Raw genomic sequence first — 24,096 nt, 5'->3', positions numbered from 1 at the left:
CTGCGGTTAGACTCCATTCTTTCATTTTTAAAAATAGTGATAAGTTGTGCCCTTACTTGGGGTAAGTTTGTATTTTTGCGCAAACACCACCCACCTTCATGTATAAGTCTATTCTTCAGCCCTTACTTTTTTCGCTTGATGCGGAAAAAGCTCACCATGTAACCTTTTCATTAGTTCGTTTTCTTTGTAAAATCGGTTTTTCCGGTTTGTTCAAGGCTATATATAACATAGAAGACCCGCGGTTGGAAAAGGAAGTTTTTGGTATTAAATTCAAAAACCCGGTAGGCTTAGCAGCTGGTTTTGATAAAGACGCTAAACTCTATAATGAATTATCCAACTTTGGTTTTGGTTTTATAGAAATAGGGACGCTTACACCTAAGCCACAGGCAGGAAACCCTAAGAAGCGATTATTTAGGTTGAAACCTGATCAGGCTATTGTGAATCGTATGGGCTTCAATAATATGGGCGTAGAGGATGCAGTAGAACGTTTAAAGAAACAGCATAAAGTGCTTATTGGAGGTAACATAGGCAAGAATAAAGTTACGCCTAACGAAGATGCTGTTTCGGATTACCTAATCTGTTTTAATGCACTTTTTGATCATGTAGATTACTTTGTGGTCAACGTAAGTTCTCCAAATACTCCGGGACTCCGGGAGCTTCAAGACAAAGAACCTTTGACAGCTCTTTTGTTGGAACTGAAAAAAGAAAATACAAATTTGGCTTTGCAGAAACAAAAGAAGGAAAAACCTATTCTATTGAAAATTGCACCAGACCTTACGGATGACCAGTTGTTGGATATCATTACTATTGTTGCCGATACAAAAATTGATGGGGTTATAGCTACTAATACAACCATTGAAAGAAAAAACTTAAAATCAGAAGTATCGCTTACGAAGGAAATGGGCGGACTAAGCGGAAAACCATTGACTAAAAGAAGTACGGAAGTAATCCGATTCTTGGCAGAAAAGAGCAACAAAGCTTTTCCAATAATTGGAGTGGGCGGAATACATTCTGAAGAAGACGCTCTAGAGAAGCTAGACGCAGGGGCAGACCTTGTTCAATTATATACTGGTTTTATATATGAAGGGCCAGGTTTGATAAAACGGATTAATAAGGCTATTTTGAAAAAGTAAGCTGATAATGTAGCGCTAAAATCGAATACAATATTAAGGCTGTATTAGATGTTTGTAACTATTAATTACAAATGAAAAATGACTAAAGCAAACCGTCAATCCCATGGTGGGTTTATGTATGCAATCATAACACTGGGGTTATCTTTGATTTCAATAACCTTAATATTAGTTAAGGTTACACAGAATACGGATTCGACATCAATTATGGTTGGTTTGCTAATTTTGGTTAGTGGTTTGTTAGCTATTATTGGTCTTGTAAAATCATTAAAAGGTATTAAGGAACCTAATACCTTCAGAAAAATATCAGGGTTGTTAATTAATTTTTTAATTTCTGTTTGCTTTATTCTGGCAGTAACAACAAATATTGTTGATATAATTCGGTATATAGCTTCATGATTAAGACCTGTAAATAATACTGCCTTCTGCGAAAACCCTAATCCAATCTTCTAGAATTTGGATAAAAAATTTTATTTAGCCCAATAGTCCACAACAAGTACACCACCTAGATGTGGAGTCAAAACTTCACCAAACGCTTTGTGGTCTGGATGAGGTAAGTAAATAGCGCGGTCTTCCTCACTTTCAAAAGTCAGGAAAAAACAATGGGTGAAACCTTCGTTTAAACCTTCAGGGCTGTTGTTCAGTCCCCATTCATAACTAACGATTTGCGGGATTTTTGAGGGAAGTGCAGTAAATGCCTCTTCAACTTTTTTGATATCTTCTTTGGAAGTTTCTGGTTTGAACTTAAATAACACTACATGACGTAACAGGCTGTCTTTCTGCATGAAGGTTTCTGATATTGGTTTGGTTTCACTTCTGATTTCAAAGGCTACTAAAAGCAGCGCTACCAAAACTAAACTCAAAGTGAATGTAATGTGACTTTGTTTCATGTCATATATTTTTTGTGATGCAATTACTCTTATGGCCTAACAGGAGGGGAAATTGCGACCAGCTAAAAACTCAGAACATAAAAATTGGATTTTGTTGAAACCTGAATTTGTGACAAGATATAAAAAAGAGTAGTTACTTTAGTGCACACATTAAGGTTTCCAGAAGAAAATTTTAGAACCTAAGATTTATACTTAAAATAAAATGGAATTTGGGTACAGTTAATTACGAAATACTTTACACTTTTATGTTGGCCACCATGGCTTTGTCCATTTCGCCGGGTCCGGACAACATTTATGTGTTGATGCAGAGTCTTGTAAATGGTAAGAAATATGGATTAGCAACTACAGCCGGTCTTATTTCTGGTTGTTTGGTGCATACCAGTTTATTGGCTTTTGGGGTGTCTATTATCATAAAAGAGAGCGAAACCCTCTTTTTTGGAATTAAAGTTTTGGGAGCTATTTACCTCTTTTATCTCGCCTTTAAGGTTTTTAAAAGCAGTGGTTCTTTAGATTTAACAGAAGGGGCCGTACCTAAGAAAGGACTATGGCAATTGTTTAAGCAAGGTTTTATAATGAACGTGCTAAACCCAAAAGTGACCATATTCTTTCTAGCATTCTTTCCTGGTTTCCTTTTTAGCGAAGAGATTAGTACCATGGTGCAGTTTTATGTTCTTGGACTGCTGTTTATGTTTATATCCTTTATTGTTTTTAGTTTAATAGCTATTCTATCAGGGAGTATTTCCGTGTATTTTAAAGAAAATTCTGCAGCCGGTATTTATTTAAAGTGGCTGCAAATCATTGTGTTTGTTGGTATTGCAGTCTATATTCTAGTATCAGATAATTAATGCTAATTTTGAGTAGTTAAAGGGGTAGTTTAAACTGCCTACTTAGAATTTAATTTTCATGAAGGAAAAGGTTAAGGTTATTGAATGTCCTAGAGATGCCATGCAAGGCATCAAACCTTTCATACCTACCAATGAAAAGGTAAAATACATTCAAGCTTTATTGGGTTGTGGCTTTGATACCATAGATTTTGGTAGTTTCGTTTCTCCAAAGGCTATTCCGCAGATGGTAGATACCGCTGAGGTACTATCAAAATTGGACCTTTCTAAAACAAATAGCAAACTGCTAAGTATTGTGGCTAATGTTAGGGGCGCACAAGATGCATCCGAGCATCCTGAGATTCAATATTTAGGATACCCTTTTTCAATTTCTGAGAATTTTCAGATGCGGAATACGCACAAGACTATAGGTCAATCTGTAGAAACCCTTCAGGAAATACTTAACATTGCCGATGCTTCCGGGAAAGAGGTGGTGACCTATATATCTATGGGTTTTGGAAATCCGTATGGTGACCCATGGGATGTTGACATAGTAGGTGAATGGACAGAAAAATTAAGTGGAATGGGAGCTAAAATTCTCTCGCTCTCTGATACGGTAGGGTCATCAACACCAGAAGTAATTGAATACCTCTTTTCGCAATTAATTCCAAGATATCCAGATATTGAATTTGGAGCACATTTGCATACAACACCTACCAAATGGCATGAAAAGGTAGATGCTGCTTACAAAGCCGGTTGTCGTAGGTTTGATGGAGCCGTTCAAGGATTTGGAGGTTGCCCAATGGCAAAAGACGAATTAACCGGTAACATGCCTACCGAGAAAATGCTCTCTTATTTTACTGCTGAAAAAGCGGATACCGGTGTTAATTGGATGGTTTTTGAAGCTGCTTACAACAAGGCTACTGAGCTATTTTCCAAGTACCATTAATCATCTTGTCCATCACACATTTTATCCAAGTAGCTATCCAAGTTCAATTGAAATAACGTGCCTTCTACCAAATCTTGAACTGCATTCAGTTCCTTTAAATTCATAGCTAAGGTTATCTGTGGAGCAGGTGTATCCAAAAGTAATGACCTGCAAGTATCATGCTGGTTACAATCTACACATGGCGTGTTGCTACTCATGGTATATTCAATATTTTTTTGAAACTTTTCAAGTTCGTTTCGAGTTAAAAGTAAGCCGGTATCCCTAAAAACTATTTGTATTTTTCTAACGTCTTTAATGGTATTCCTCTTCCACTGGAACGCTACGCCAAATGGGTTGTGGTAAATGGGGTTAATATCTTCCATAGTGTAATCATTAATTTATTTGGGGTTAGACAACTTTGGGCAGATTCCTTGTTTTTAAAGAAAGGACTTTGCCTTTAAATGATAAATCAAAAATACTATTTTTATTTAGATTTAATATAAATAGTGGATATTTTGATTTATAAAAAAGAATGTAATAATTAATATAATTTTATTAGTAGTAATATTATTTAGATTTAATAAGAATAATTTTGCGTAGCTAAACTTCATGTATTAGTTTTGCGCTTTATTTAAATCAAGTCTAAATAAACAATAATTATATAATGAAAAGAGTCCTTTTTACATTAGCCATTAGTTCGGTAGTTTTTTTAACATCATGTAGTTCAGATGATGACGCAACGGGAACAGAGATGGAGGAAACTATTGTAATCGATAACCCTGCTAGTTATACTTTTGATAGAAATGGAGAGACTACTGTGAGTTACGGAGGTCAAACCACTCGTATTTTAATGGCACAAGAACTTTTAGGTGCTTTTACTACCAATACGAATACAGCAGAGACTTTAAAAGCAATGTATGCTCATGAAGAAGGTGCTGCAGATTTTGAAGATGCAGATTTAAATGCTTCGGATAAAAGTCTTCGTAGTAAAACTGCTGCTTCCGTAGATTACTTTTCTACAAATGCCACGGATCAAGCACTAATTCGTGCTGATTTTGAATCATGGATAGATGGTCAGGTAAATAATGTTTTTACAAATTGGAATGTTACTGCAGAGGCTGGTACAGCTGGGCAATTAGCAGACGGTGAACGTACACGTTACGTAAATGCGCAAGGTCTTGAATACAACCAAATGTTCGCAAAAGGTTTGTTGGGGGCTTTAATGACGGATCAAGTATTAAACAATTATTTAAGTACCGCGGTTTTGGACGAAGGTTCTAGTCGTGAAGATAATGATGCAGAAACGGTACTAGAAGGTGAATCGTACACGAATATGGAGCATAAGTGGGATGAAGCTTATGGATATGTTTACGGACTTAATGCAGATGCTTCTGATCCAAATGCAGATTTAGGTGCCGATAGTTTCTTAAACGAGTACATAGGGAAACTTGAAGAAGATGCCGATTTTGCTGGAATTGCCGATGAAATTTTCCAAGCGTTTAAGTTAGGTCGTGCTGCCATTGTAGCTGGAGATTATGATGTTCGTGATGCTCAAGCTGAGATTATTCGTGAGAAGATATCGCAAGTTATTGCCGTAAGAGGTATTTTTTATATGCAAAACGCAAAAACTACCTTAGCGGAAGAAGTTCCTAATTATGCAGGTGCTTTTCATGCACTATCGGAAGCTTATGGTTTTATCTATAGTTTACGTTTTACACGCAAACCGGGTACGGACGCTGCCTATTTTACAAAAGCGGAATCTGATGAGCTTTTAGAAGAATTAATGGGAGACGGTGTTAATGGCTTATGGGATGTTGAAGCAGAAACTATTGATGAGATTTCTGAAGATATTGCAGAACGATTCAATTTTACCGTTGCGCAAGCAGGTGAATAATTTCACCTGTATAGAATAAAATTTTAAGTGTTGAAAAAAAAGCAGCATCTGTTAGGTTATAACAAGCTGCTTTTTATACTTTTGCTTAATTAGAATAAATAAAAATAAGGTATGAAAAGGTTTTTTGCCATTTTTGTTATGGCCACAATGATTTGGGCTTGTAGTTCCGATAATACCGGAGATAGCACTCCTGAAGAGATAGTAGATCCAGAGCCGCAAGAGGTAAGTTTTGAGCGTGGCTCAATGCTCATTAATTGGGCAGATAATATTATCATACCTTCTTATGAAGCATTTTCTAGTGAAATGTCTGGTTTACAAACTGCATTTGATACCTTTAAAGGAGATGCTAGTGAAGTTAACCTTGTCGCATTTAGAGCGTCCTGGTTATCCGCTTATAAAATGTGGCAACGTGTTTCTATGTTTGAAATAGGCCCTGCGGAAACGGTTGGCTTACGCTTAAATATGAATATTTATCCTACCGATGGAACTAAAATAGATGGTTTTATAACCACGGGAAGTTATGACCTTGCTCTTGCTTCTAATAGAGATGCAAAAGGTTTCCCTGCTTTAGATTATTTAATTAATGGACAGGGAGATACGGACGAAGACATTGTTGCAAAATATAATGGAGCTGAAAAAGAAAGTTTAATGGCATATATAGGTGATGTTATTGCCGATATGGAAAGCCTAACATCAGGCGTGATTGCTGAATGGAATTCAGGGTATAGAGATACTTTTGTAGAAAATGATGGTGCATCTTCAACGGCATCTGTAGATCGTTTTATAAATGACTATGTTTTTTACTATGAGAAGTTTTTAAGAGCTGGTAAAATGGGAATCCCTGTAGGTGCCTTTTCTGAAAACGTACTTCCTAAAAATGTAGAAGCTTATTACAAGGCAGATGTTTCTAACGAACTTTTCTTGGAAGGTTTTGAAGCTGTACAAGATTTTTTTAATGGTGTACACTACGGCAAGAGTACCTCAGGAGAAAGCTTAGCATCTTATTTAGATGCATTGAATACTATTAAGGATGGTGATGATTTGACAAAATTGATTAATGATCAATTTGATTTAGCTAAAACTAAAGTTGGAGCATTGGCACCTTTCCGAGAAGAGATTGAAAATAATGTGCCGCCAACTAATATGCTATTGGCGTATGATGAAGTACAACGCATTGTTCCAATGTTAAAAGTAGATATGGTTTCTGCCATGAGCGTAAGTATTGATTTTGTTGATGCAGATGGCGACTAGAAAATGAAACGTTTCATTGGCAAACATATTACAGCCCCCATAGAGGCCGCCCCTTTGGCGGTCTTTCGCATTTTATTTGGTGTGATGATGTTGCTTAGTATTGTAAGGTTTTGGAGCTACGGATGGATAGAAAAGTTATACATTCAACCTAAGTTTTTCTTCTCGTATTATGGTTTTGAATGGGTAAAACCATTAGGTGTCTATACCTATCTCCTATTTATTATATGTGGTCTCTCAGCTATTTTTGTGGCTTTAGGATATAAGTATAAAGTAGCAATCATCACTTTTTTTATCAGCTTTACCTATATAGAACTGATGGATAAGACTACTTATCTCAATCATTACTATTTTATTAGTCTACTAAGTTTTTTAATGATTTTTTTACCGGCCAACGCCTATTTTTCTTTAGATGCCAAGCAAGATTCTAAAAAGGCATTTCAAAAAATACCAGCGTGGACGATTAATAGTATAAAACTCATGTTAGGCATAGTTTATTTTTATGCTGGATTGGCTAAACTAAATTCAGATTGGCTTTTTAAGGCTATGCCTTTAAAGATTTGGTTACCATCAAAATTCGATACTCCGTTTTTAGGTCAGTTTTTACATGAAGAATGGGTGCAATATGCGTTTAGCTGGTTTGGAGCCGGTTATGATTTGGCTATTCCGTTCTTATTATTGTATAAGAAAACACGGCCTTTTGCTTTTGTAATGGTAGTTGTTTTTCATGTGATGACACGCGTGTTATTCCCCATAGGGATGTTTCCGTATGTCATGATTATCTCAACACTAATATTTTTTAACTCCTCGTTGCACCATAAGCTTTTAGGATATTTCAGTAGTCTTTTTCGTATTCCAATGAACTTATTTGATAATGGACGAAGCTTAGCAATGCCTTCAAACCTTAAAACAAGGTCCAAACTGGTTTTAATCTCATTATTTTTTGTGATTCAATTACTAATGCCATGGCGTTATTTAGTTTATCCCGGAGAATTATTTTGGACGGAAGAAGGATACCGATTTTCATGGCGGGTAATGCTAATGGAAAAGTCCGGATACGCGCAATTTAAAGTAGTTAGCAAAGATTCTGGAAAGTGGTTTTATGTGGATAACTCAGATTTTTTGACACCTTTTCAAGAAAAACAAATGTCTTTTCAACCTGATTTTATTTTAGAATATGCTCAATATCTAAAAGAACATTTTAAAAAAGATGGACATAAAAACGTGCAAATATTTGTTGATAGTCGAGTTGCTCTGAATGGGCGATTGAGTACTACGTATATAGACCCAAAAGTAGACCTTGCCCAAGAGAGGGAGTCATTTGAACATAAAAATTGGATAATACCTTTTACTGATGAAATTAAGGGAATTTAGTATCATACTCATAGTATTCTTAACCTCGTTTTCTGGCTTTTCTCAGATTACGATTTCCGGTAACGTAACCGATGAAAAGGGGAAACCTGTTCAAGATGCAGAGGTGTATTTAAAAGAGGTACAACTTCTAAAAACCACGGATGCCAATGGTGATTTTGAGTTCTCCAATATTGCTGGAGGTAAATATACTGTAGTAGTTTTCGCTTTTGAATATGATGTATATGAAAAGGAGTTAACGTTTGATACTACTTTTAATCTTAATGTTCAACTCCAGCCTATAAAATCACAACAACTTTCTGAAGTAGTTTTAACCGAAAGACGTGAAAAAGTATTCGCATTAAAGCAATTAAAAAAGGTAGAAGGCACAGCTATTTATGCAGGTAAAAAAACAGAGGTAGTACTCATGGAGGGCCTTACTGGAAACCTTGCGGCTAATAATGCCAGACAAATCTATAGTCAGGTTGTTGGGCTAAATATATATGATAATGGCGATGCTGGTTTGCAGCTAAATATAGGCGGTAGGGGTTTGGACCCTAATAGAACAGCTAATTTTAATACGCGCCAGAACGGTTATGATATTAGTGCAGATGTATTGGGTTACCCAGAAAGTTATTACACTCCACCTGCAGAAGCTTTGGAGGAAATTCAAGTGGTGCGCGGGGCAGCTTCTTTGCAATACGGGTCTCAATTTGGTGGTTTAATCAATTTCAAGTTCAAAAAACCAAATCCGAATAAAGAAATTGAGCTTATTTCTCGCCAGACCGTTGGTTCGTATGATCTGTTCACAAGCTTCAATAGTTTAAGTGGTACGGTGGGTAAATTCAGTTATTACACTTATTTAAGTTATAAAGATGGAAATGGATTTCGGCCGAATTCAAATTTTAATAGCAAGAACTATTTCACGCATTTAGGATATGAGATTTCCGATAAAACCAAAGTAAGCTTAGAGACCACTTTCTTGCACTATTTAGCGAAGCAACCAGGTGGTTTAACCGATGCACAATTTTATGAAGACCCAACTTTTAGTAATCGTGATAGAAACTGGTTTGAGGTAGATTGGCGCTTATATTCGTTTCGTTTGGATCATGCTTTCTCTGCAAAAACAGATTTTAGTCTAAACGTTTTTGGTTTGAATGCCTCTCGTAGAGCCTTAGGTTTCCGCACCAATAGGGTTTCTCAAGAAGATATAATATCTGAGCCTAGAGAATTATTGATTGATAATTTTAGTAATTGGGGAGCTGAAGCCAGGGTATTAACGAGATATAATTTGGCAGGAACCGAATCTGCCCTTTTATTAGGCTCTAAAATTTACAAAACGAATAACGACCAAAGGCAAGGACCGGGCTCTGCAGCAGCTGATGCTGATTTTAATTTTGCCGATGCTAGTTTTCCGAATTATGAAAGACAGTCTCAGTTCAATTTCCCGAACTTTAATGTGGCCTTGTTTGGAGAGAATATCTTCAACCTTTCAGATAAATTAGCTTTAACTCCTGGGTTTCGTTTGGAGCATATTAAAACTGAAAGTATAGGTAGTTACCAGGAAATTACTTTAGACTTGGCGGATAATCCATTGCTAAATAGAGAAATAGAAGATAATAGGGTTTTTGATAGAACCTTCGTTTTATTGGGACTTGGTGCTACATATAAGCTATCACCTAGCGTAGAATTGTACGGGAATTTTTCGCAAAACTACCGTTCCGTAACTTTTAGCGATATCCGAGTGGTGAATCCTTCTTTTCAAGTAGATCCAAATATTTCAGATGAAGATGGCTTTACGGCAGATTTTGGGGCTAGAGGAAGATTCAAAGATATTCTATCCTATGACGTAAGTATATATGGGCTTTATTATGATAATAGGCTAGGAGAAATATTAAAAGAAGAAACGCAGGTTAATGCGGCTGGTGAAGAAGTTTCAACGGGGAGATTATTAAGAGCAAGAGGGAATATCGGAACCGCTTTTATATACGGTCTGGAAAGCTTTGCAAATTGGAGTATAAAGGAAACTTTCTTTCCGCAATCGGAAAAAGTGAAATTGAATTACTTTGCTAATTTGGCAATCACTAAATCAGAATATCTTTCTTCTGAACGTAACAATGTAGAAGGCAACGAAGTAGAGTTCATTCCAAAAGTCAATCTTAAGACAGGATTAAATTTTGGTTATGATAACCTTTTGGGAAGCCTCCAATATACTTATTTTGCTGATCAGTTTACAGATGCTACCAATGCACCTCAAGATGTAAATGATAACCAAAGAGGAATAGAAGGTGTGATTCCTGCATATGATATTTTGGATTTCTCGCTCTCTTACACGTATAAAAAATGGAAGCTAGAAGCAGGAATTAATAACCTTTTAGATAATTCATATTTTACTAGAAGAGCCACGGGCTACCCAGGACCAGGTATTATTCCGTCTGAACCTAGAACATTTTATACAACACTCCAATTTAAGTTGTAATGGTATTCCAAAATCAATTTTCTTGTTTTGAGTGATTCTTGCCCTGTGGCTTTTTATCGATTTATAGAAAATAATCAGGGGTGTTTTTTGATGGTATTTAAAGATATTCTTCAGAAAGATGTGAGTGATTTCTACACGATTTACTTTGGCGGCAATCCAGCGTTGATAATAAGGGGATAACGAATTTATTTCACTACATTTGCACGCAATTAAATCATTAATTGCTATGGAAGCTCACCTGAATAAAATTGTTGGAGAAGGTCTCACTTATGACGACGTACTTCTAGTCCCTGCCTTTTCTGAAGTACTCCCCAGAGAAGTTAATATTCAAACCAAATTTACGCGTAACATTACTATAAACGTACCAGTTGTTTCAGCTGCTATGGATACGGTTACCGAGTCGCGAATGGCTATTGCCATTGCGCAAGAAGGAGGTATTGGTGTGCTTCATAAAAATATGAGCATTGCTCAGCAAGCAGTAAAGGTGCGTAAAGTAAAACGTGCGGAAAGTGGTATGATCATAGATCCTGTTACTTTACCATTAAATTCTTTTGTTCGTGATGCAAAAGCGAATATGAAAGAATTTAGTATTGGAGGAATTCCGATAGTAGATGGCGAGGGTAAATTATTAGGTATCGTTACTAATAGAGACCTTCGTTTTGAAAAAAATAATGACCGTCCAATTTCTGAAGTGATGACCACTAAAAATTTGGTAACGGTTAGTGAGGGTACTTCATTGGCCCAAGCCGAAGACATTCTTCAAGAAAATAAAATTGAAAAGCTTCCAGTAGTAGATAAGAACTATAAATTGGTAGGGCTTATTACTTTTAGAGATATTACAAAATTGACCCAAAAGCCTATGGCTAACAAGGATACCTATGGTAGGTTACGTGTTGCTGCGGCCATTGGTGTTACACCAGATGCAGTAGATAGGGCAGAGGCTCTAGTAAATGCAGGTGTTGATGCTGTTGTTATTGATACGGCACATGGGCATACTAAAGGTGTGGTTACTGTTTTAAAGGCAGTTAAAAAGAAGTTTCCAGATTTAGAAGTTATTGTAGGCAACATTGCAACTGGTGAAGCAGCTAAATATTTAGTAGAAGCTGGCGCAGATGCCGTAAAAGTTGGTATTGGTCCAGGTTCTATTTGTACTACCCGTATTGTAGCAGGAGTTGGTTTTCCACAGTTTTCTGCAGTATTAGAAGTAGCTGCGGCTATTAAAGGTTCTGGTGTTCCGGTAATTGCCGATGGCGGAATCCGCTATACAGGTGATATTCCAAAAGCTATTGCTGCTGGTGCTGATACGGTTATGCTTGGTTCCCTTCTTGCAGGAACCAAAGAATCTCCAGGAGAAACTATAATCTATGAAGGCCGTAAATTTAAGTCATACAGAGGTATGGGTTCTGTTGAGGCTATGAAAGAGGGTAGTAAAGACCGGTATTTTCAAGATGTTGAAGACGATATTAAGAAATTAGTTCCAGAAGGCATTGTAGGTCGTGTGCCCTATAAAGGAGAATTGTACGAGAGTATTCATCAGTTCGTTGGTGGTCTACGTGCTGGTATGGGTTACTGTGGTGCTAAAGATATCAATGCACTGAAAGAGAATGGCCGTTTTGTTAAAATTACTGCAAGTGGTATTAACGAAAGTCATCCTCACGATGTAACCATTACAAAAGAATCACCCAATTACAGTAGATAGATATTGATTATCTTGAGGTAATAAAAAAGAGCCCTAATGGAGGGCTCTTTTTTGTTATTTGCTATTCCCGCAAAATCAAATGCTACTTGGCAGGAACTGAATCTTCTTTTTCGCTCAAAGTATGCACCCTATATAAATCATCGGAAGCTTGTAATAGCTTGCTCAATAGAGTCGGTTCTAAATTGGGGTTATCTTTTAAGAAATCATTTAAAATAGTATACGCTTCGGCAGATGTATGTTTACCGATGGTATTATTGAGCCATCCTTTAGGAAAGAAAATATCACCTGTGGTTTGAACTTCCTCTAACATATCCAAACTTGTTCTTAGGTTTTTAATACTTTCTTCATCTCTTAAGGGATGATTTAGGTTGCCTAAAGCATTCAAAACCCAAGATTCTTTTTGCCTGTTCTTCTTATCTTTAAGAGATTCGAAAAAATCATTTCTGATAGTCAAATCATTTGATAACGAAGGGAGTAAGAAATTAAACTTCGCCAAATCATCAGGGTTTTTAATATCTTGCTTGGCCTCTTGCAAAATGTTCTGGTAGTCGACATGATTGAATAGAGCTAAATTTATTGCCATTTTGGTGTAGTCATCTTGGTTCAGTTTTAAATTGGGTATGATCAGATCTTTATGCCAAACGTTATACAATTGGGCTCTTGATTTCTCCGAAAAAGCAATTGAACGAAAAGTCGAAAATAGGGTTTTCTTTATGTTAGCAGGAATGTCCATCTGTAATTGAGACCAAAGCATGTCTCCAAGAAGAGGTTGGTATTTTGTTCTTTCTTCGGGAGATAGGTACTTCCAAAAAATGTTGCTAATGTAACCGGAGAGTAGATTGGTCAATAGCTCGTTTTTCTCAGTAGCTAAGCTTTCACGGTAGTATTCTAATATAGTTTCGGGCTTAATTAAACCGTTTAAGGCACTTTCATAACTATTGATGTACATGTAGCCACGCGCAATATCATCCTTAATTTCAGGGGTTTCTTGGCTTTCTATATCGTACATGGGGAAAACACCATAGCCCATGCCATTGGAATTATAGATAATAGATAAGGGTTTTGATTTTCCTACTGCTGCGCTAAGTTCTACGCTGCTCCCTTTCATATCAACTGCAATGTTCTGTAAACTATCTTTATAGACTAGAGCTATGTCAAAAGTTTGTGGCCACACCCGGTAACTATCATCTTCTGCAGTTTGGCTTATGGTAAAAGACATTATTCTCTCATTGGAATCGTACACTATTTGTTCGTGAAATATAGGGCGCCCCGGACCGTTCACCCAAACCTCGCTCCATTTTTCAATGTCTACGTCTGTGTTTTCCACAAACAAGGTTATAAGATCGTTCCAAGTAGCATTACTGTTGCTGTAAGTTTTAATATATTTTTGAACCCCTTTTTGAAAAGCTTCCTTGCCTAAAGCTGCTTCCAGCTGCCTCATCATTATAGGTGCTTTGCTGTAGATAATACTTCCGTAGAGGGAACCTGCATTCTGTAAATTATCCAGTTCTTGGCGAATAGGATTAGACCCTCTGGTTCTATCTTCTCCATACGCTCTAGGGTAGTGCGTGGTCATAAAGGCGAGGTCATGATTGATTTCCGGGAAAACGGGATTTGCGATTTTATCGGCTATAAAATTAGCGAAGACTTCTTTCATCCAAACATCATTAAACCAGTCCATAGTTACTAAATCTCCAAACCACATGTGGCTTGTTTCATGAGCTATGAGTTTTACCCTTTGTAGTTTTTGGTTTTCAGTAGCTGTTTCATCCAAAAACAAGGTGCTTTCTTTGTATTGAACAGCACCCACATGTTCCATACCTCCATACTGGTAACCGGGAATAGTTGCGAAATCTAGTTTCTGAAAGGGAAATTTATAGTTGGTATAATCTTCTAAAAAGGATATTGACTGTTGATGAAGATTAAAAATGGTATCTGTACTAAAGGCAATCTTATCCTCGTTGGTTTCGCGGTACAGCATTTTCATATCAAACTTACCTAGGTTTTGATGGGTAGATTTGAATTCACCCGCAACAAAAGAGAAAAGGTACGTGCTCATTTGGTCGCTTTTGGCAAAATGATGCTTAATAGAACCTTTAATTTCTTCTTTGCTGACTTCTGGAGCACCACAAAGTACGGCCCAATCTTTTGGCGCTGTAATAGCTAAGGAATAAGTAGCTTTTAGGTTAGGTTGGTCAAAACATGGAAAAAGCGTTCGGGCCCGGTCCGGAACTAAAAGTGTATAGAGATATGTATCGTTTCGGTTTAATGATGATTCACCAGCAATGAACTCAATTTCTATGGTATTCTTGCCAACTTTAAGATATTTTGATGCAATTATAATATGCTCTTCTTTATGAACAACGGAAATACTTTTGTTATTAGTTACAATAGATTTTAGATTGGCAGTTTGTTCTTTAAAGTCTAGATATAACGGAGCCTCTAGATTAGAAACTTCTACATTAAGAACTAATTTTGCGGGTATAGGCGAGGTTCTATCCTTTGGTATTTTAAAATCGAGTTGATAGTTTATGTTGGAAATTTGGCCTTTTCTATGGTTTGCCAATTCTAATGAAACTCCATCTTCTAATTTAAAAGGAGCATTATTTTTGTCTACGCAGGAAAGAAGAGCGAGGCTTGCAATTATTGTGATAAAGAATGTTTTCATGAACTTTTGAACTGGGAATTTGCTTTGGTAGAATGAAAGTACTCAAAAGTAAAAACGAATACAAGAAGAATAGGGTAATTGAGCTTTTGACTCATAAAAAAAGCCCGATATCATATAAATGCTATCGGGCTTCGTAATGTTTTATTTTAAAATCTTATTTTCCTTCGCCCGTGTAGGTCTTCCAGTCTTGATCTTTATAAATATTATCGCCAAAGTATTTAGCGATATTTAAGAAAGGCTCAGGTTTCTGGTAACCAGGTACCGGAGAAAGCATATTCATTTCTTCATCTAAAAAAATAGTGGTTGGGTAACTCATTCGGCCTTGCATAAGCGCAGCAGCAAATTCATGATACCCTTTTTTACCTGATGGAATAAATTTATAGGTCTTTCCTTTAAAATCAATTGGATCTTTGCCTTCACCATCTAGCTTCACCATATAAAAATTATCGGCCATGTAAGCGGCTACTTCAGAATCTTGAAAAGTATCCTTGTCCATTTTTTTACACCATCCACACCAATCTGTATAGACATCTATAAAAATTTTCTTCGGATTCTTTTCCGTAGCTATCAACTCAGCTGCTTCGTTCCAACTCAACCATTTTACCTCTTGGGCATTAATGTTTGTTGCTGTTAGTCCTATAAAAAGAAATAGAACAAATTTTAAAGCGTATGTGGCGGGTATTTTCATCTTGATTTTTGCGGTATTAGTCCAACTAATGTACCAAAACTAACGAAAATCTAACAAGTTTATTTTGCTAAAGCTTTTTCCTTATTCTGAGAAAAGAGATTTTTAACATCTATCTGATGTTTAGTAAGATCTTCAAAAGTCTCTCGTTCCCTAATTAATATAGCTTTGCCCTCATGCCATAGAACCTCTGCAGGTCTAAATCTTGAGTTGTAATTACTGGCCATAGTAAAGCAATAAGCACCTGCGTTTTTAAAACATAGGATGTCTCCTTCACTTATTTCGTTAATTCTTTTGTTGCTAGCAAAAGTATCGGTCTCGCATATATAGCCTACAACAGAATAATAACGCTCTCTTCCCGTAGGATTAGAAATGTTTAAAATTCTGTGAGTAGCTCCATAAAGCATAGGTCTGATCAAATGGTTGAAACCGGAATCTATACTAGCAAAAACGGTAGAAGTTGTTTGTTTAACCACATTTACTTTTGCAAGAAAGTTACCTGCTTCACTAACCAAAAACTTTCCTGGTTCAAAAGCCAAGGTAAGTTGCTTTCCATATTCTTTGCAGAACTCGTTAAAACGAGTACCTAATTTTTTACCCAATTCTTCAACATTGGTTTCAATGTCACCTTCTTTATAAGGAACTTTAAATCCACTTCCAAAATCGATAAAATCTAGATTTTTAAAGTTTTTAGCGGTATCAAAAAGTATTTCGGAAGCATAAAGGAACACATCAATATCTAAAATATCACTACCGGTATGCATATGTATACCGTTAATGTTCATGTTGGTAACATTAACAATACGCAACAAATGTGGAATCTGATGAATGCTGATACCAAATTTTGAATCTATATGACCTACTGAAATATTTGCGTTTCCACCAGCCATAACATGCGGGTTGATACGAATACACACAGGTACATCTGGATGCTTGCTACCAAATTGTTCTAAAATAGAAAGGTTATCTATATTAATACGAACTCCCAATTTAGAAGCTTCCTCTATCTCCTCTAGAGAAACACCGTTAGGGGTGAAAATTATTGATTCTGGTTTAAAACCAGCAAGTAATCCTAATTGAACTTCTTGAATAGAAACTGTATCCAGACCACTGCCTAAACTATTCATTAGTTTAAGTATGGCAATATTGGACAATGCCTTTGCGGCATAGTTAAGTTTTAATTTCTTTACGCTACTAAAAGCGCTTGTAAGTCTCTGAAACTGAGAAATTATTTTTTCCGAATCGTAAACGTAAACGGGATCTCCATAGGTTTTTGCTATATTTAGCAAATCGGCATTATTCATATCCTTCGGTATTTAGTGCAAATTTAATCCGTTAATCCCATATGGGCAAAAAATCCTCCACAATTATAAAAAATACAACAAATTGTTATTTTTAAAACAAACAAGGTTTTAAAATTTGTTTGTGGTTAGTCAATTCAGTTGTATTTTAGACCAAATTTTATATTATGAAGCTGGCATTATTACCCTTACAATCTATTTTTTTTCCAGGAGAAACAGTACCCCTGCATATTTTTGAAGATCGTTATAAACAATTAATAGTAGACTGTAGAAAAGAGGCAGTTACCTTTGGTATTCCAGTTTATATTAATGATAATATGATCTATGGTACAGAGGTACAATTGGTAGAGATAGTTAACACGTATGATAATGGTGAGATGGATGTAACTTGCGTGGCACGCCAGGTTTTCCGTATTCTTAGTTTTGAAAAACAAATGAAAGGGAAACTCTATGCCGGTGGTACCATTCAGTTTTTAGACAGTGTAAATGATGCTGATAAAGAAACAAAACAAGAAGTACTAGATAAAATACATGAACTATATGAGCTTATGGCCGTTCCTTATACCCCATTACCATTAGAGAAGTTTAATAGTTATGTATTGGTGCATAAGATGGGACTTTCATTTAATCAGGAATATCAATTATTGCAAATGCCTAGTGAGCGAGATCGATTATTATTTATGAAATCTCATTTAATTTCCACCATTTCTATGTTAAGCGAAGTAAACCGGACCAAAAAGACAATAGAAATGAACGGTAATTTCAAGAATTTTGATCCGTTAGATTTTGAGGACTTTAACCTGTAGATCTTTTTTTTATTGATTGGAGGTCTATGTTTTAGGTTAATAATAGTGCTATATTACATTGGTTACAAAGAAGTATTTATTAAATAAGATTTTCTTTGCTTACAACTAACTCCATATTTCATTAGTCTAAATCCTCTGGGTTTGCTATTTTTGCTTCTGAATCTAAATATACCTTAATATATGAATCTTCACGAGTACCAAGGAAAAGAGATTTTAGCCAGTTTCGGTGTGCGCATTCAGCGCGGTATCGTGGCCCATAATCCAAAGGAAGCGGTTGAGGCTGCAAAACAGTTAACGGCAGAGACCGGAACAGGTTGGCACGTTATAAAGGCCCAGGTGCATGCAGGTGGTCGAGGTAAAGGCGGAGGTGTAAAATTGGCCAAAAACCTTAAAGAAGTAGAAGAAATTGCAGGGAACATCATAGGAATGAACTTAATTACCCCACAGACATCTGCAGCGGGTAAAAAAGTACACCAAGTTTTAGTTGCCGAAGATGTATACTACCCAGGCGATAGTGAGACCAAAGAGTTTTACATGTCAGTTGTACTAAATAGAGGTACAGGTAGAAACATGATTATGTATTCTACAGAAGGTGGGATGGATATTGAGGAGGTTGCCGAAAGCACTCCTGAACTTATTTTTACTGAAGAGATTGATCCTTCTACAGGTCTTTTAGGTTTTCAAGCTAGAAAAATAGCCTTTAATTTGGGCCTTTCCGGTACGGCATTCAAGGAAATGACAAAATTTGTTACCGCCTTGTATAAAGCTTATGTAGAGAGTGATTCAAGTATGTTTGAAATCAACCCTGTGTTGAAAACATCAGATGACAAGATTATGGCAGTAGATGCTAAGGTATCTATTGATGATAACGCACTTTACCGTAGAAAACAATATGCAGAAATGCGTGATTTACGCGAAGAGAATGCAATTGAAGTTGAAGCTGGAGCATTAGGTCTAAATTATGTTGATTTAGATGGAAATGTTGGTTGTATGGTAAACGGAGCCGGATTGGCAATGGCCACTATGGATTTAATTAAAATGGCAGGTGGTGAACCAGCTAACTTTTTAGATGTTGGTGGTACAGCTGATGCCAAAAGGGTAGAAGAAGCTTTCCGTATCATTCTAAAGGATGAAGGTGTTAAAGCAATTCTGGTTAATATTTTTGGTGGAATCGTACGTTGTGACCGTGTTGCAAATGGTATTGTAGAAGCTTACAAGAATATGGGAGACGCTATTAAAGTTCCTATTATTGTTCGATTACAAGGTACTAACGCAGAAATTGCTAAGGAAATCATTGATAATTCTGGTTTAGCAGTACATTCTGCAGTTCAGTTTCAAGAAGCTGCTGATATCGTAAAAGAAGTATTGAGCTAGACTCTCACACTTTTTATAATTTTTAAAGAGGGATGAACCATTTGGTTCATCCCTCTTTTTTTTCATTATAAATAAAGAATTTTATAACCGGTCTTGACATGCACGGAAAGACTTTAGGGTAAAAAGCTGAGGTTTCGTTAGTTTTTAGCTCTATTTTATGACATTACTGTTTTGTAGTGTTAAAATTTATTAAATTAACAATATTAGAGCTTTGTATTATGTTATCTTTAATATGAATTAATTATCTGATTATCAAAACAAAACAAAATATCATGAAAAAATCAGTTTATGCACTTATGGTGATGATGGCGTTGAACATAGGCTTTGCATTTGCCGGCACTCCAGAATCACATCAGCCAAAAGCAGTACAATTACTTACATCTCAAATTTATGAGATGTTAAGTGAAAATGTAATTCCTAACGAAATTAGAGGCTCTAAAGCAGAGGTTAGAGTTGCTGTTGATGAAGGAAATTATTTAAAAATTCTTTCTATCGAAACAGATAACGAAGCACTAAGAACATATTTGAAAGGTGCTATCGATTACGAAAAATTATCTAAAGGTACTTTCCAAAAAGGTATTGTATATCGTATTCCAATTGAAGTTGCAAAACGATAAAAAAAGCTTCTCATTTTATAATTGAAAAACGGTCTCTTTAGAGGAGACCGTTTTTTATTTATGGTGTTTACAGTAAGCACTAATTTTTAGAAAGCTTCCATTAATCCGTCATAAACTACTTCTCCATTAATAATATTTAACCCCTTCTTTAATGCTGGGTCTTTATCAGTGGCAGTTGCCCACCCTAAATTTGCCAACTTTAATACATAGGGTAAAGTAACATTGGTAAGTGCTACGGTAGAAGTGTAAGGCACCGCTCCGGGCATATTTGCCACAGAATAATGAACAACATCATCAATAATATAAATAGGATCTTCATGAGTGGTAGGTCTGGTAGTTTCTACGCAACCACCTTGGTCTACTGCAACATCTACAATAACCGTTCCTGGTCTCATTTCTTTAAGCATATCCCTAGTAATAAGATTAGGTGCTTTTGCTCCTTTTAAAAGAACACCACCAATAATAAGGTCATGTGTTTTTATGTACTTACGAATATTGAATTCGTTAGAAAATTCGGTTATTACATGAGGAGGCATAACATCGTTTATATACCTCAAACGTTTCATGTTAATATCTAATACGGTTACTTGAGCACCTAGACCAGCAGCCATTTTTGCGGCTTGTACACCAACGACTCCAGCACCTAAAATAAGAACTTTTCCAGGAGCAACACCAGGTACGCCACCTAATAGAACTCCTCTTCCTTTTGCAGGTTTTTCTAGATATTTAGCACCTTGCTGAATTGCCATTCTTCCGGCAACTTCGGACATTGGCGTTAAAAGGGGTAGGGTGCCATCTTCATCTTCCACGGTTTCATAAGCAATACATATAGATTTGCTTTCTATCATTGCCTTGGTCAATGGTTCACTGGATGCAAAATGAAAGTATGTGAAAATTATTTGATCAGGTTGTACCAGATCATACTCTTCAGCCATAGGCTCTTTGACCTTCACGATCATTTCGCTAATGCCATAAACTTGGCCAATGGTGTCTAAAATAAGGGCACCGGCTTTTTTATAATCATTATCAAAAAATCCGCTGCCATCTCCCGCACCGGATTGCACATAAACGATATGACCGTTTTTGGTTAGTTCAAATACACCGGCAGGAGTCATACCTACACGACTTTCGTTGTTCTTAACTTCTTTGGGGATACCAATTGTCATGTTTTGTTTTTTTGATAAATTTAAGCAAGTTATTTTTTTAAACTAGCTTTCCTCTGAAGTTTGTGAATCAATTCCTACATACGTATTGAACTGACTGGACAATTCTGATTCTTTATTTTTCTTTACTTTCTCAATTATATATGGGATAAATGAAACGGTAACCATACCAAATCCTATTAAGAGTAAGATTGTAGGGTTGATAAAGAAATCACTAAAAGAGAATATACCAATAGCTAACATGGTTGAAAATGGTAATGACAATGCTAAAATATTTACAGCAAAGTTGATGTCAAAGGTTGGTTTGTCCTGTTTGTCATTTTCTTCCATAGAGCTAATGGCACTCATATGAGCAAAGGGCCAAAAGCTACATGAGCTTTGCGGAAATACGATTAGTAAAAGTACTAATGGTGCTGATAGGGCCGGAAATAATAAAATAAAAATAGCGGATAGACAGAATGTAATGCCTGCTCTTCTTGTAAGAAGAGAAAGAATCAAGCCAAATTCACCTGACTTTATGCGAACTGCCATACCAATGAATAAAAGTACCAAAGGTGTCATTATCACCTTAACACTTAGTGCTGTATTTTTTATGAAACCAGGTAAGGAATCTAAGTTAAGGCCAAAAGACAATAGTAAGAGACCTACAATGATTACCATATTAATAGGCTCTTTTATTAATGCCAATCCCAAACCTTTAAGCTTACTGGAAGTAGATGGTTTTAAGTCTTTTAATGCTCTTTTATGGTACCAATGAACGGCAAGCATGTAAAGGAGGATAAGTACAAAAATTTTGTTTCCAACATCAGCTAGAGCAGCTAATGCCAAAGAATCATCGCCTAAATAGATAGCAATGAAAGGAAAACATGATAGACCTGGTGCCAAAGAGGGCATCAGCATCATTATAGTTCGTTTTTTTGAATTTTCTTTTTTAGATATTGTTGTATTTAATAGATATTTTGTTGCTAAAAGCATAACTAGGTTAAATACTAAAGCAAGCAAGGGGAAAATCAATAAAGAACTATCTAATTTTATTTTTAAAAGCGCAACGAAAATTACGGCTGGTAAGGCAACACTTAGAATAATAACCTTTACTCCTTTAAGGTCTTGCTTCGCTACTTTTTTTTGTAATAGTAACCCTAGACCAATAATGAGTAATAGTTCTAGCGTATTTTGAAGGGCGAAATTCATAGGGAGATTAGTTTAAGAGTTATTGATATGAGTAGGTAAAAAGAGTTAAATAACCCGTTGAGAGCCAGCGTCTAAAATATCAAGGCAATTGACTATAAAAACCGACTCTCTGGGGGCATTGCATAATTTTAAGCTAGTACTTTTTGTAAGGCAGTACCAAAAAGTTTCATTTCTTCCATAGTACCCATACTAACACGACACCAGTTTTTGTCCATAATGTTGAAAGCACGAACACCAACACCTTCTGCGGTCATTTTTTCTAAGAATGCTTTTCCTTCCATTTCAATAGGAAAGATTATAAAACTTGTAGATGATGGTACATAGCTATAGCCCATTCCGTCTAATACAGAATAAACATACTCCCTACATTCAGAATTCAATTTTCTTGTTTTGTTTGAAAATTCAATATCATCCATACTTGCCATTGCAGCATAAACTGATGGTAATGAAATACCCATACCACCTCTTGTTATCTTTTGAATGATAGCCAATGTTTCTGGTTGAGCAACCATGTAACCTACACGTAAGCCGGCCATACCTTGAATTTTGGAGAAAGTACGTGCAATCATTACATTCTTGCCTTCGTTTATTAGAGATACCATACTTTTTTTAGCAGCATCATCTAAAAATCCTAAATAGGCTTCATCTACAAAAATTGGAACTTTTTCAGAAACTCTTGAACAAAAATCTACTAGCTCTTCATGGTCTGTCATACTTCCCGTTGGGTTGTTCGGGTTACAGATGTATACCAATTTTGTGTCAGCATCTATTGCAGCTTCCATAGCTGGTAAATCATGAGACCAATCATCTTTTAGTTTGATGGGCTTCCATGTTGCTCCTGTAGCTTCAGCTACTTTTATCAATGACATGTATGCAGGGTCCGCAGAAACAATATTTCCTCCATTTTGGAAAAATACCATCGCAGTTTTTTCTAAAAGGTCAGAAGAACCAGGCCCCATCATAATAGTTTCGGCTTCAACTCCTTCTAATACTGCAATTTTATCTATTAGTGTATATAACTCCTTCCAGGCATATCTGTTACCTTTTGGTGCATATTTTTGCATAGCATCAACTGCCATAGGAGATGGTCCGTAAGGGTTCTCATTGGCATTTAATTTTGCAAGAAGTTCAACAGGTTTGTCTACTTCATAAGGCAAATACTCTTTAAAAAAGGGAGTATATGGAAGATTGCCTTGAGCATCTATGGTCACTGGCTCGTTACCAAATGCCCCATAACTCAAATACGGTGCAGCTATTGCCCCAGCAGCTGTAAGTGCTCCTCGTTTCAACCAAGCTCTTCTGTCTAATGTTTTCATAATAATATGTGTTTTAAGTTAAAAAGTTTAAGTTTAATTTGATTCCACAGGTTCTGCGTTTAAGCCTAAATCACTAGACGCTACAATAGTATCGTCGGTAGGGCTTAAGTAAATGTTTATGTGAGCATCCATGGTCTCGATAGCGTCATAATAAGACTCATCGGTAATCACGAAAAACTTACTTGATGCAAATTCACCAGTAGATCCGTCTACAGTATCTAAAGTCGTTAGAGTGGTGGTTTCTGTGCCAATTGCGCCATCTAGAATGAGTGCGGGGTGCATTAAATCGTCTACTGTATTATACAAGGAAACCTGAACCAAAGTTTGGTCTAAAGTTGTTTTGTAGAAAACTATTCTACCATATACATTTGATCCTGATGGGTCAGTAGATTCAATCGTGTATGCCAGATAGGTGCTTAAAGTACCGCCACCTTCTGCTGTAGTAAGTACGGGTTCTAGTCTCTCTTGCTCACAGGATAAAAGTCCCAGAGCTACGGTAAAAATTAAGATAATAGTTTTATATGTTTTCATAATCT

The 24,096-nt window shown here is 36.3% G+C and carries 20 protein-coding genes; 11 read left to right on the top strand and 9 right to left on the bottom strand.

All coding sequences use genetic code 11. The features are described 5' to 3' along the window. Positions 1 to 98: 98 nt before the first annotated feature. Positions 99 to 1,133 carry a quinone-dependent dihydroorotate dehydrogenase gene (locus tag IWB64_RS00875; protein WP_194532238.1) on the top strand — a complete coding sequence of 345 codons (1,035 nt, stop codon included), beginning with the start codon at positions 99 to 101 and terminating at the stop codon, positions 1,131 to 1,133. Positions 1,134 to 1,600: 467 nt separating this feature from the next. Here IWB64_RS00875 and IWB64_RS00870 read toward each other — a convergent pair whose 3' ends face one another. Next, a complete protein-coding gene (locus tag IWB64_RS00870) occupies positions 1,601 to 2,020 on the bottom strand; it encodes a Dabb family protein (protein ID WP_155594412.1) in 420 nt (139 codons plus the stop codon). Between the two features lie 245 nt (positions 2,021 to 2,265). Here IWB64_RS00870 and IWB64_RS00865 point away from each other — a divergent pair, with 245 nt between their 5' ends. Together IWB64_RS00865 and IWB64_RS00860 are read left to right on the top strand one after the other, a co-directional pair. Then, positions 2,266 to 2,865 carry a LysE family translocator gene (locus tag IWB64_RS00865; protein ID WP_194535768.1) on the top strand — a complete coding sequence of 200 codons (600 nt, stop codon included), beginning with the start codon at positions 2,266 to 2,268 and terminating at the stop codon, positions 2,863 to 2,865. Positions 2,866 to 2,923: 58 nt separating this feature from the next. Then, positions 2,924 to 3,790, top strand: a complete 867-nt coding sequence (locus tag IWB64_RS00860) for a hydroxymethylglutaryl-CoA lyase (RefSeq protein WP_194532237.1) — start codon at positions 2,924 to 2,926, stop codon at positions 3,788 to 3,790. Here IWB64_RS00860 and IWB64_RS00855 read toward each other — a convergent pair. Then, positions 3,787 to 4,152 carry a hypothetical protein gene (locus tag IWB64_RS00855; RefSeq protein ID WP_194532236.1) on the bottom strand — a complete coding sequence of 122 codons (366 nt, stop codon included), beginning with the start codon at positions 4,150 to 4,152 and terminating at the stop codon, positions 3,787 to 3,789. The genes IWB64_RS00860 and IWB64_RS00855 overlap by 4 nt on opposite strands. Positions 4,153 to 4,433: 281 nt before the next feature. On the opposite strand from IWB64_RS00855, the gene IWB64_RS00850 reads away from it, so the two are divergent. From IWB64_RS00850 to guaB, 5 genes are all read left to right on the top strand, one after another. Beyond that, positions 4,434 to 5,663, top strand: coding sequence for a DUF4856 domain-containing protein (locus tag IWB64_RS00850; protein ID WP_194532235.1), 1,230 nt, complete (start codon positions 4,434 to 4,436; stop codon positions 5,661 to 5,663). 111 nt (positions 5,664 to 5,774) lie between these two features. Continuing rightward, positions 5,775 to 6,914 (top strand): imelysin family protein, encoded by a 1,140-nt coding sequence (locus IWB64_RS00845; protein WP_194532234.1) that lies wholly within the window; start codon positions 5,775 to 5,777, stop codon positions 6,912 to 6,914. Between the two features lie 3 nt (positions 6,915 to 6,917). Next, positions 6,918 to 8,285 (top strand): HTTM domain-containing protein, encoded by a 1,368-nt coding sequence (locus IWB64_RS00840; RefSeq protein ID WP_194532233.1) that lies wholly within the window; start codon positions 6,918 to 6,920, stop codon positions 8,283 to 8,285. Beyond that, the gene (locus tag IWB64_RS00835; protein ID WP_194532232.1) at positions 8,266 to 10,740 is read left to right on the top strand and encodes a TonB-dependent receptor domain-containing protein; all 2,475 of its coding nucleotides are present in this window, start codon (positions 8,266 to 8,268) and stop codon (positions 10,738 to 10,740) included. The genes IWB64_RS00840 and IWB64_RS00835 overlap by 20 nt, the downstream gene beginning before the upstream one ends. Positions 10,741 to 10,966: 226 nt before the next feature. Further along, positions 10,967 to 12,439 carry an IMP dehydrogenase gene (guaB, locus tag IWB64_RS00830; RefSeq protein ID WP_194532231.1) on the top strand — a complete coding sequence of 491 codons (1,473 nt, stop codon included), beginning with the start codon at positions 10,967 to 10,969 and terminating at the stop codon, positions 12,437 to 12,439. Positions 12,440 to 12,521: 82 nt separating this feature from the next. Here guaB and IWB64_RS00825 read toward each other — a convergent pair whose 3' ends face one another. From IWB64_RS00825 to lysA, 3 genes are all read right to left on the bottom strand, one after another. Then, complete coding sequence (locus IWB64_RS00825) at positions 12,522 to 15,107, bottom strand: M1 family metallopeptidase (protein WP_194532230.1); 2,586 nt, start codon at positions 15,105 to 15,107, stop codon at positions 12,522 to 12,524. A gap of 154 nt (positions 15,108 to 15,261) precedes the next feature. Beyond that, complete coding sequence (locus tag IWB64_RS00820) at positions 15,262 to 15,795, bottom strand: thioredoxin family protein (protein WP_194532229.1); 534 nt, start codon at positions 15,793 to 15,795, stop codon at positions 15,262 to 15,264. 59 nt (positions 15,796 to 15,854) lie between these two features. Then, a complete protein-coding gene (lysA, locus tag IWB64_RS00815; protein WP_194532228.1) occupies positions 15,855 to 17,096 on the bottom strand; it encodes a diaminopimelate decarboxylase in 1,242 nt (413 codons plus the stop codon). 164 nt (positions 17,097 to 17,260) lie between these two features. On the opposite strand from lysA, the gene IWB64_RS00810 reads away from it, so the two are divergent. From IWB64_RS00810 to IWB64_RS00800, 3 genes are all read left to right on the top strand, one after another. After that, the gene (locus IWB64_RS00810; RefSeq protein WP_194532227.1) at positions 17,261 to 17,899 is read left to right on the top strand and encodes an LON peptidase substrate-binding domain-containing protein; all 639 of its coding nucleotides are present in this window, start codon (positions 17,261 to 17,263) and stop codon (positions 17,897 to 17,899) included. A 180-nt stretch (positions 17,900 to 18,079) separates the two neighbouring features. Beyond that, entirely contained in the window at positions 18,080 to 19,273 is a 1,194-nt protein-coding gene (gene sucC / locus IWB64_RS00805; protein ID WP_194532226.1) for an ADP-forming succinate--CoA ligase subunit beta, read from the top strand. Positions 19,274 to 19,545: 272 nt separating this feature from the next. Continuing rightward, positions 19,546 to 19,890, top strand: a complete 345-nt coding sequence (locus tag IWB64_RS00800; protein WP_194532225.1) for a hypothetical protein — start codon at positions 19,546 to 19,548, stop codon at positions 19,888 to 19,890. An 86-nt stretch (positions 19,891 to 19,976) separates the two neighbouring features. Here the strand turns inward: IWB64_RS00800 and ald are convergent, their stop codons facing one another. The 4 genes from ald to IWB64_RS00780 all read right to left on the bottom strand — a co-directional run bounded on the left by ald (position 19,977) and on the right by IWB64_RS00780 (position 24,091). Continuing rightward, on the bottom strand, positions 19,977 to 21,056 hold the full coding sequence (gene ald, locus IWB64_RS00795) for an alanine dehydrogenase (RefSeq protein ID WP_194532224.1): 1,080 nt from the start codon (positions 21,054 to 21,056) through the stop codon (positions 19,977 to 19,979). A gap of 42 nt (positions 21,057 to 21,098) precedes the next feature. Next, positions 21,099 to 22,244, bottom strand: a complete 1,146-nt coding sequence (locus tag IWB64_RS00790; protein WP_194532223.1) for an AEC family transporter — start codon at positions 22,242 to 22,244, stop codon at positions 21,099 to 21,101. Positions 22,245 to 22,372: 128 nt separating this feature from the next. After that, complete coding sequence (locus IWB64_RS00785; protein WP_194532222.1) at positions 22,373 to 23,560, bottom strand: pyridoxal phosphate-dependent aminotransferase; 1,188 nt, start codon at positions 23,558 to 23,560, stop codon at positions 22,373 to 22,375. A gap of 33 nt (positions 23,561 to 23,593) precedes the next feature. Continuing rightward, the gene (locus IWB64_RS00780; protein ID WP_194532221.1) at positions 23,594 to 24,091 is read right to left on the bottom strand and encodes a hypothetical protein; all 498 of its coding nucleotides are present in this window, start codon (positions 24,089 to 24,091) and stop codon (positions 23,594 to 23,596) included. Positions 24,092 to 24,096: the final 5 nt, after the last annotated feature.

Source organism: Zobellia nedashkovskayae (genome assembly GCF_015330125.1).
GTDB classification, from domain to species: Bacteria; Bacteroidota; Bacteroidia; order Flavobacteriales; family Flavobacteriaceae; genus Zobellia; species Zobellia nedashkovskayae.
The sequence above is the reverse complement of the archived record's forward strand: the minus strand, read 5'-3'. Positions and strand labels throughout refer to the sequence as shown.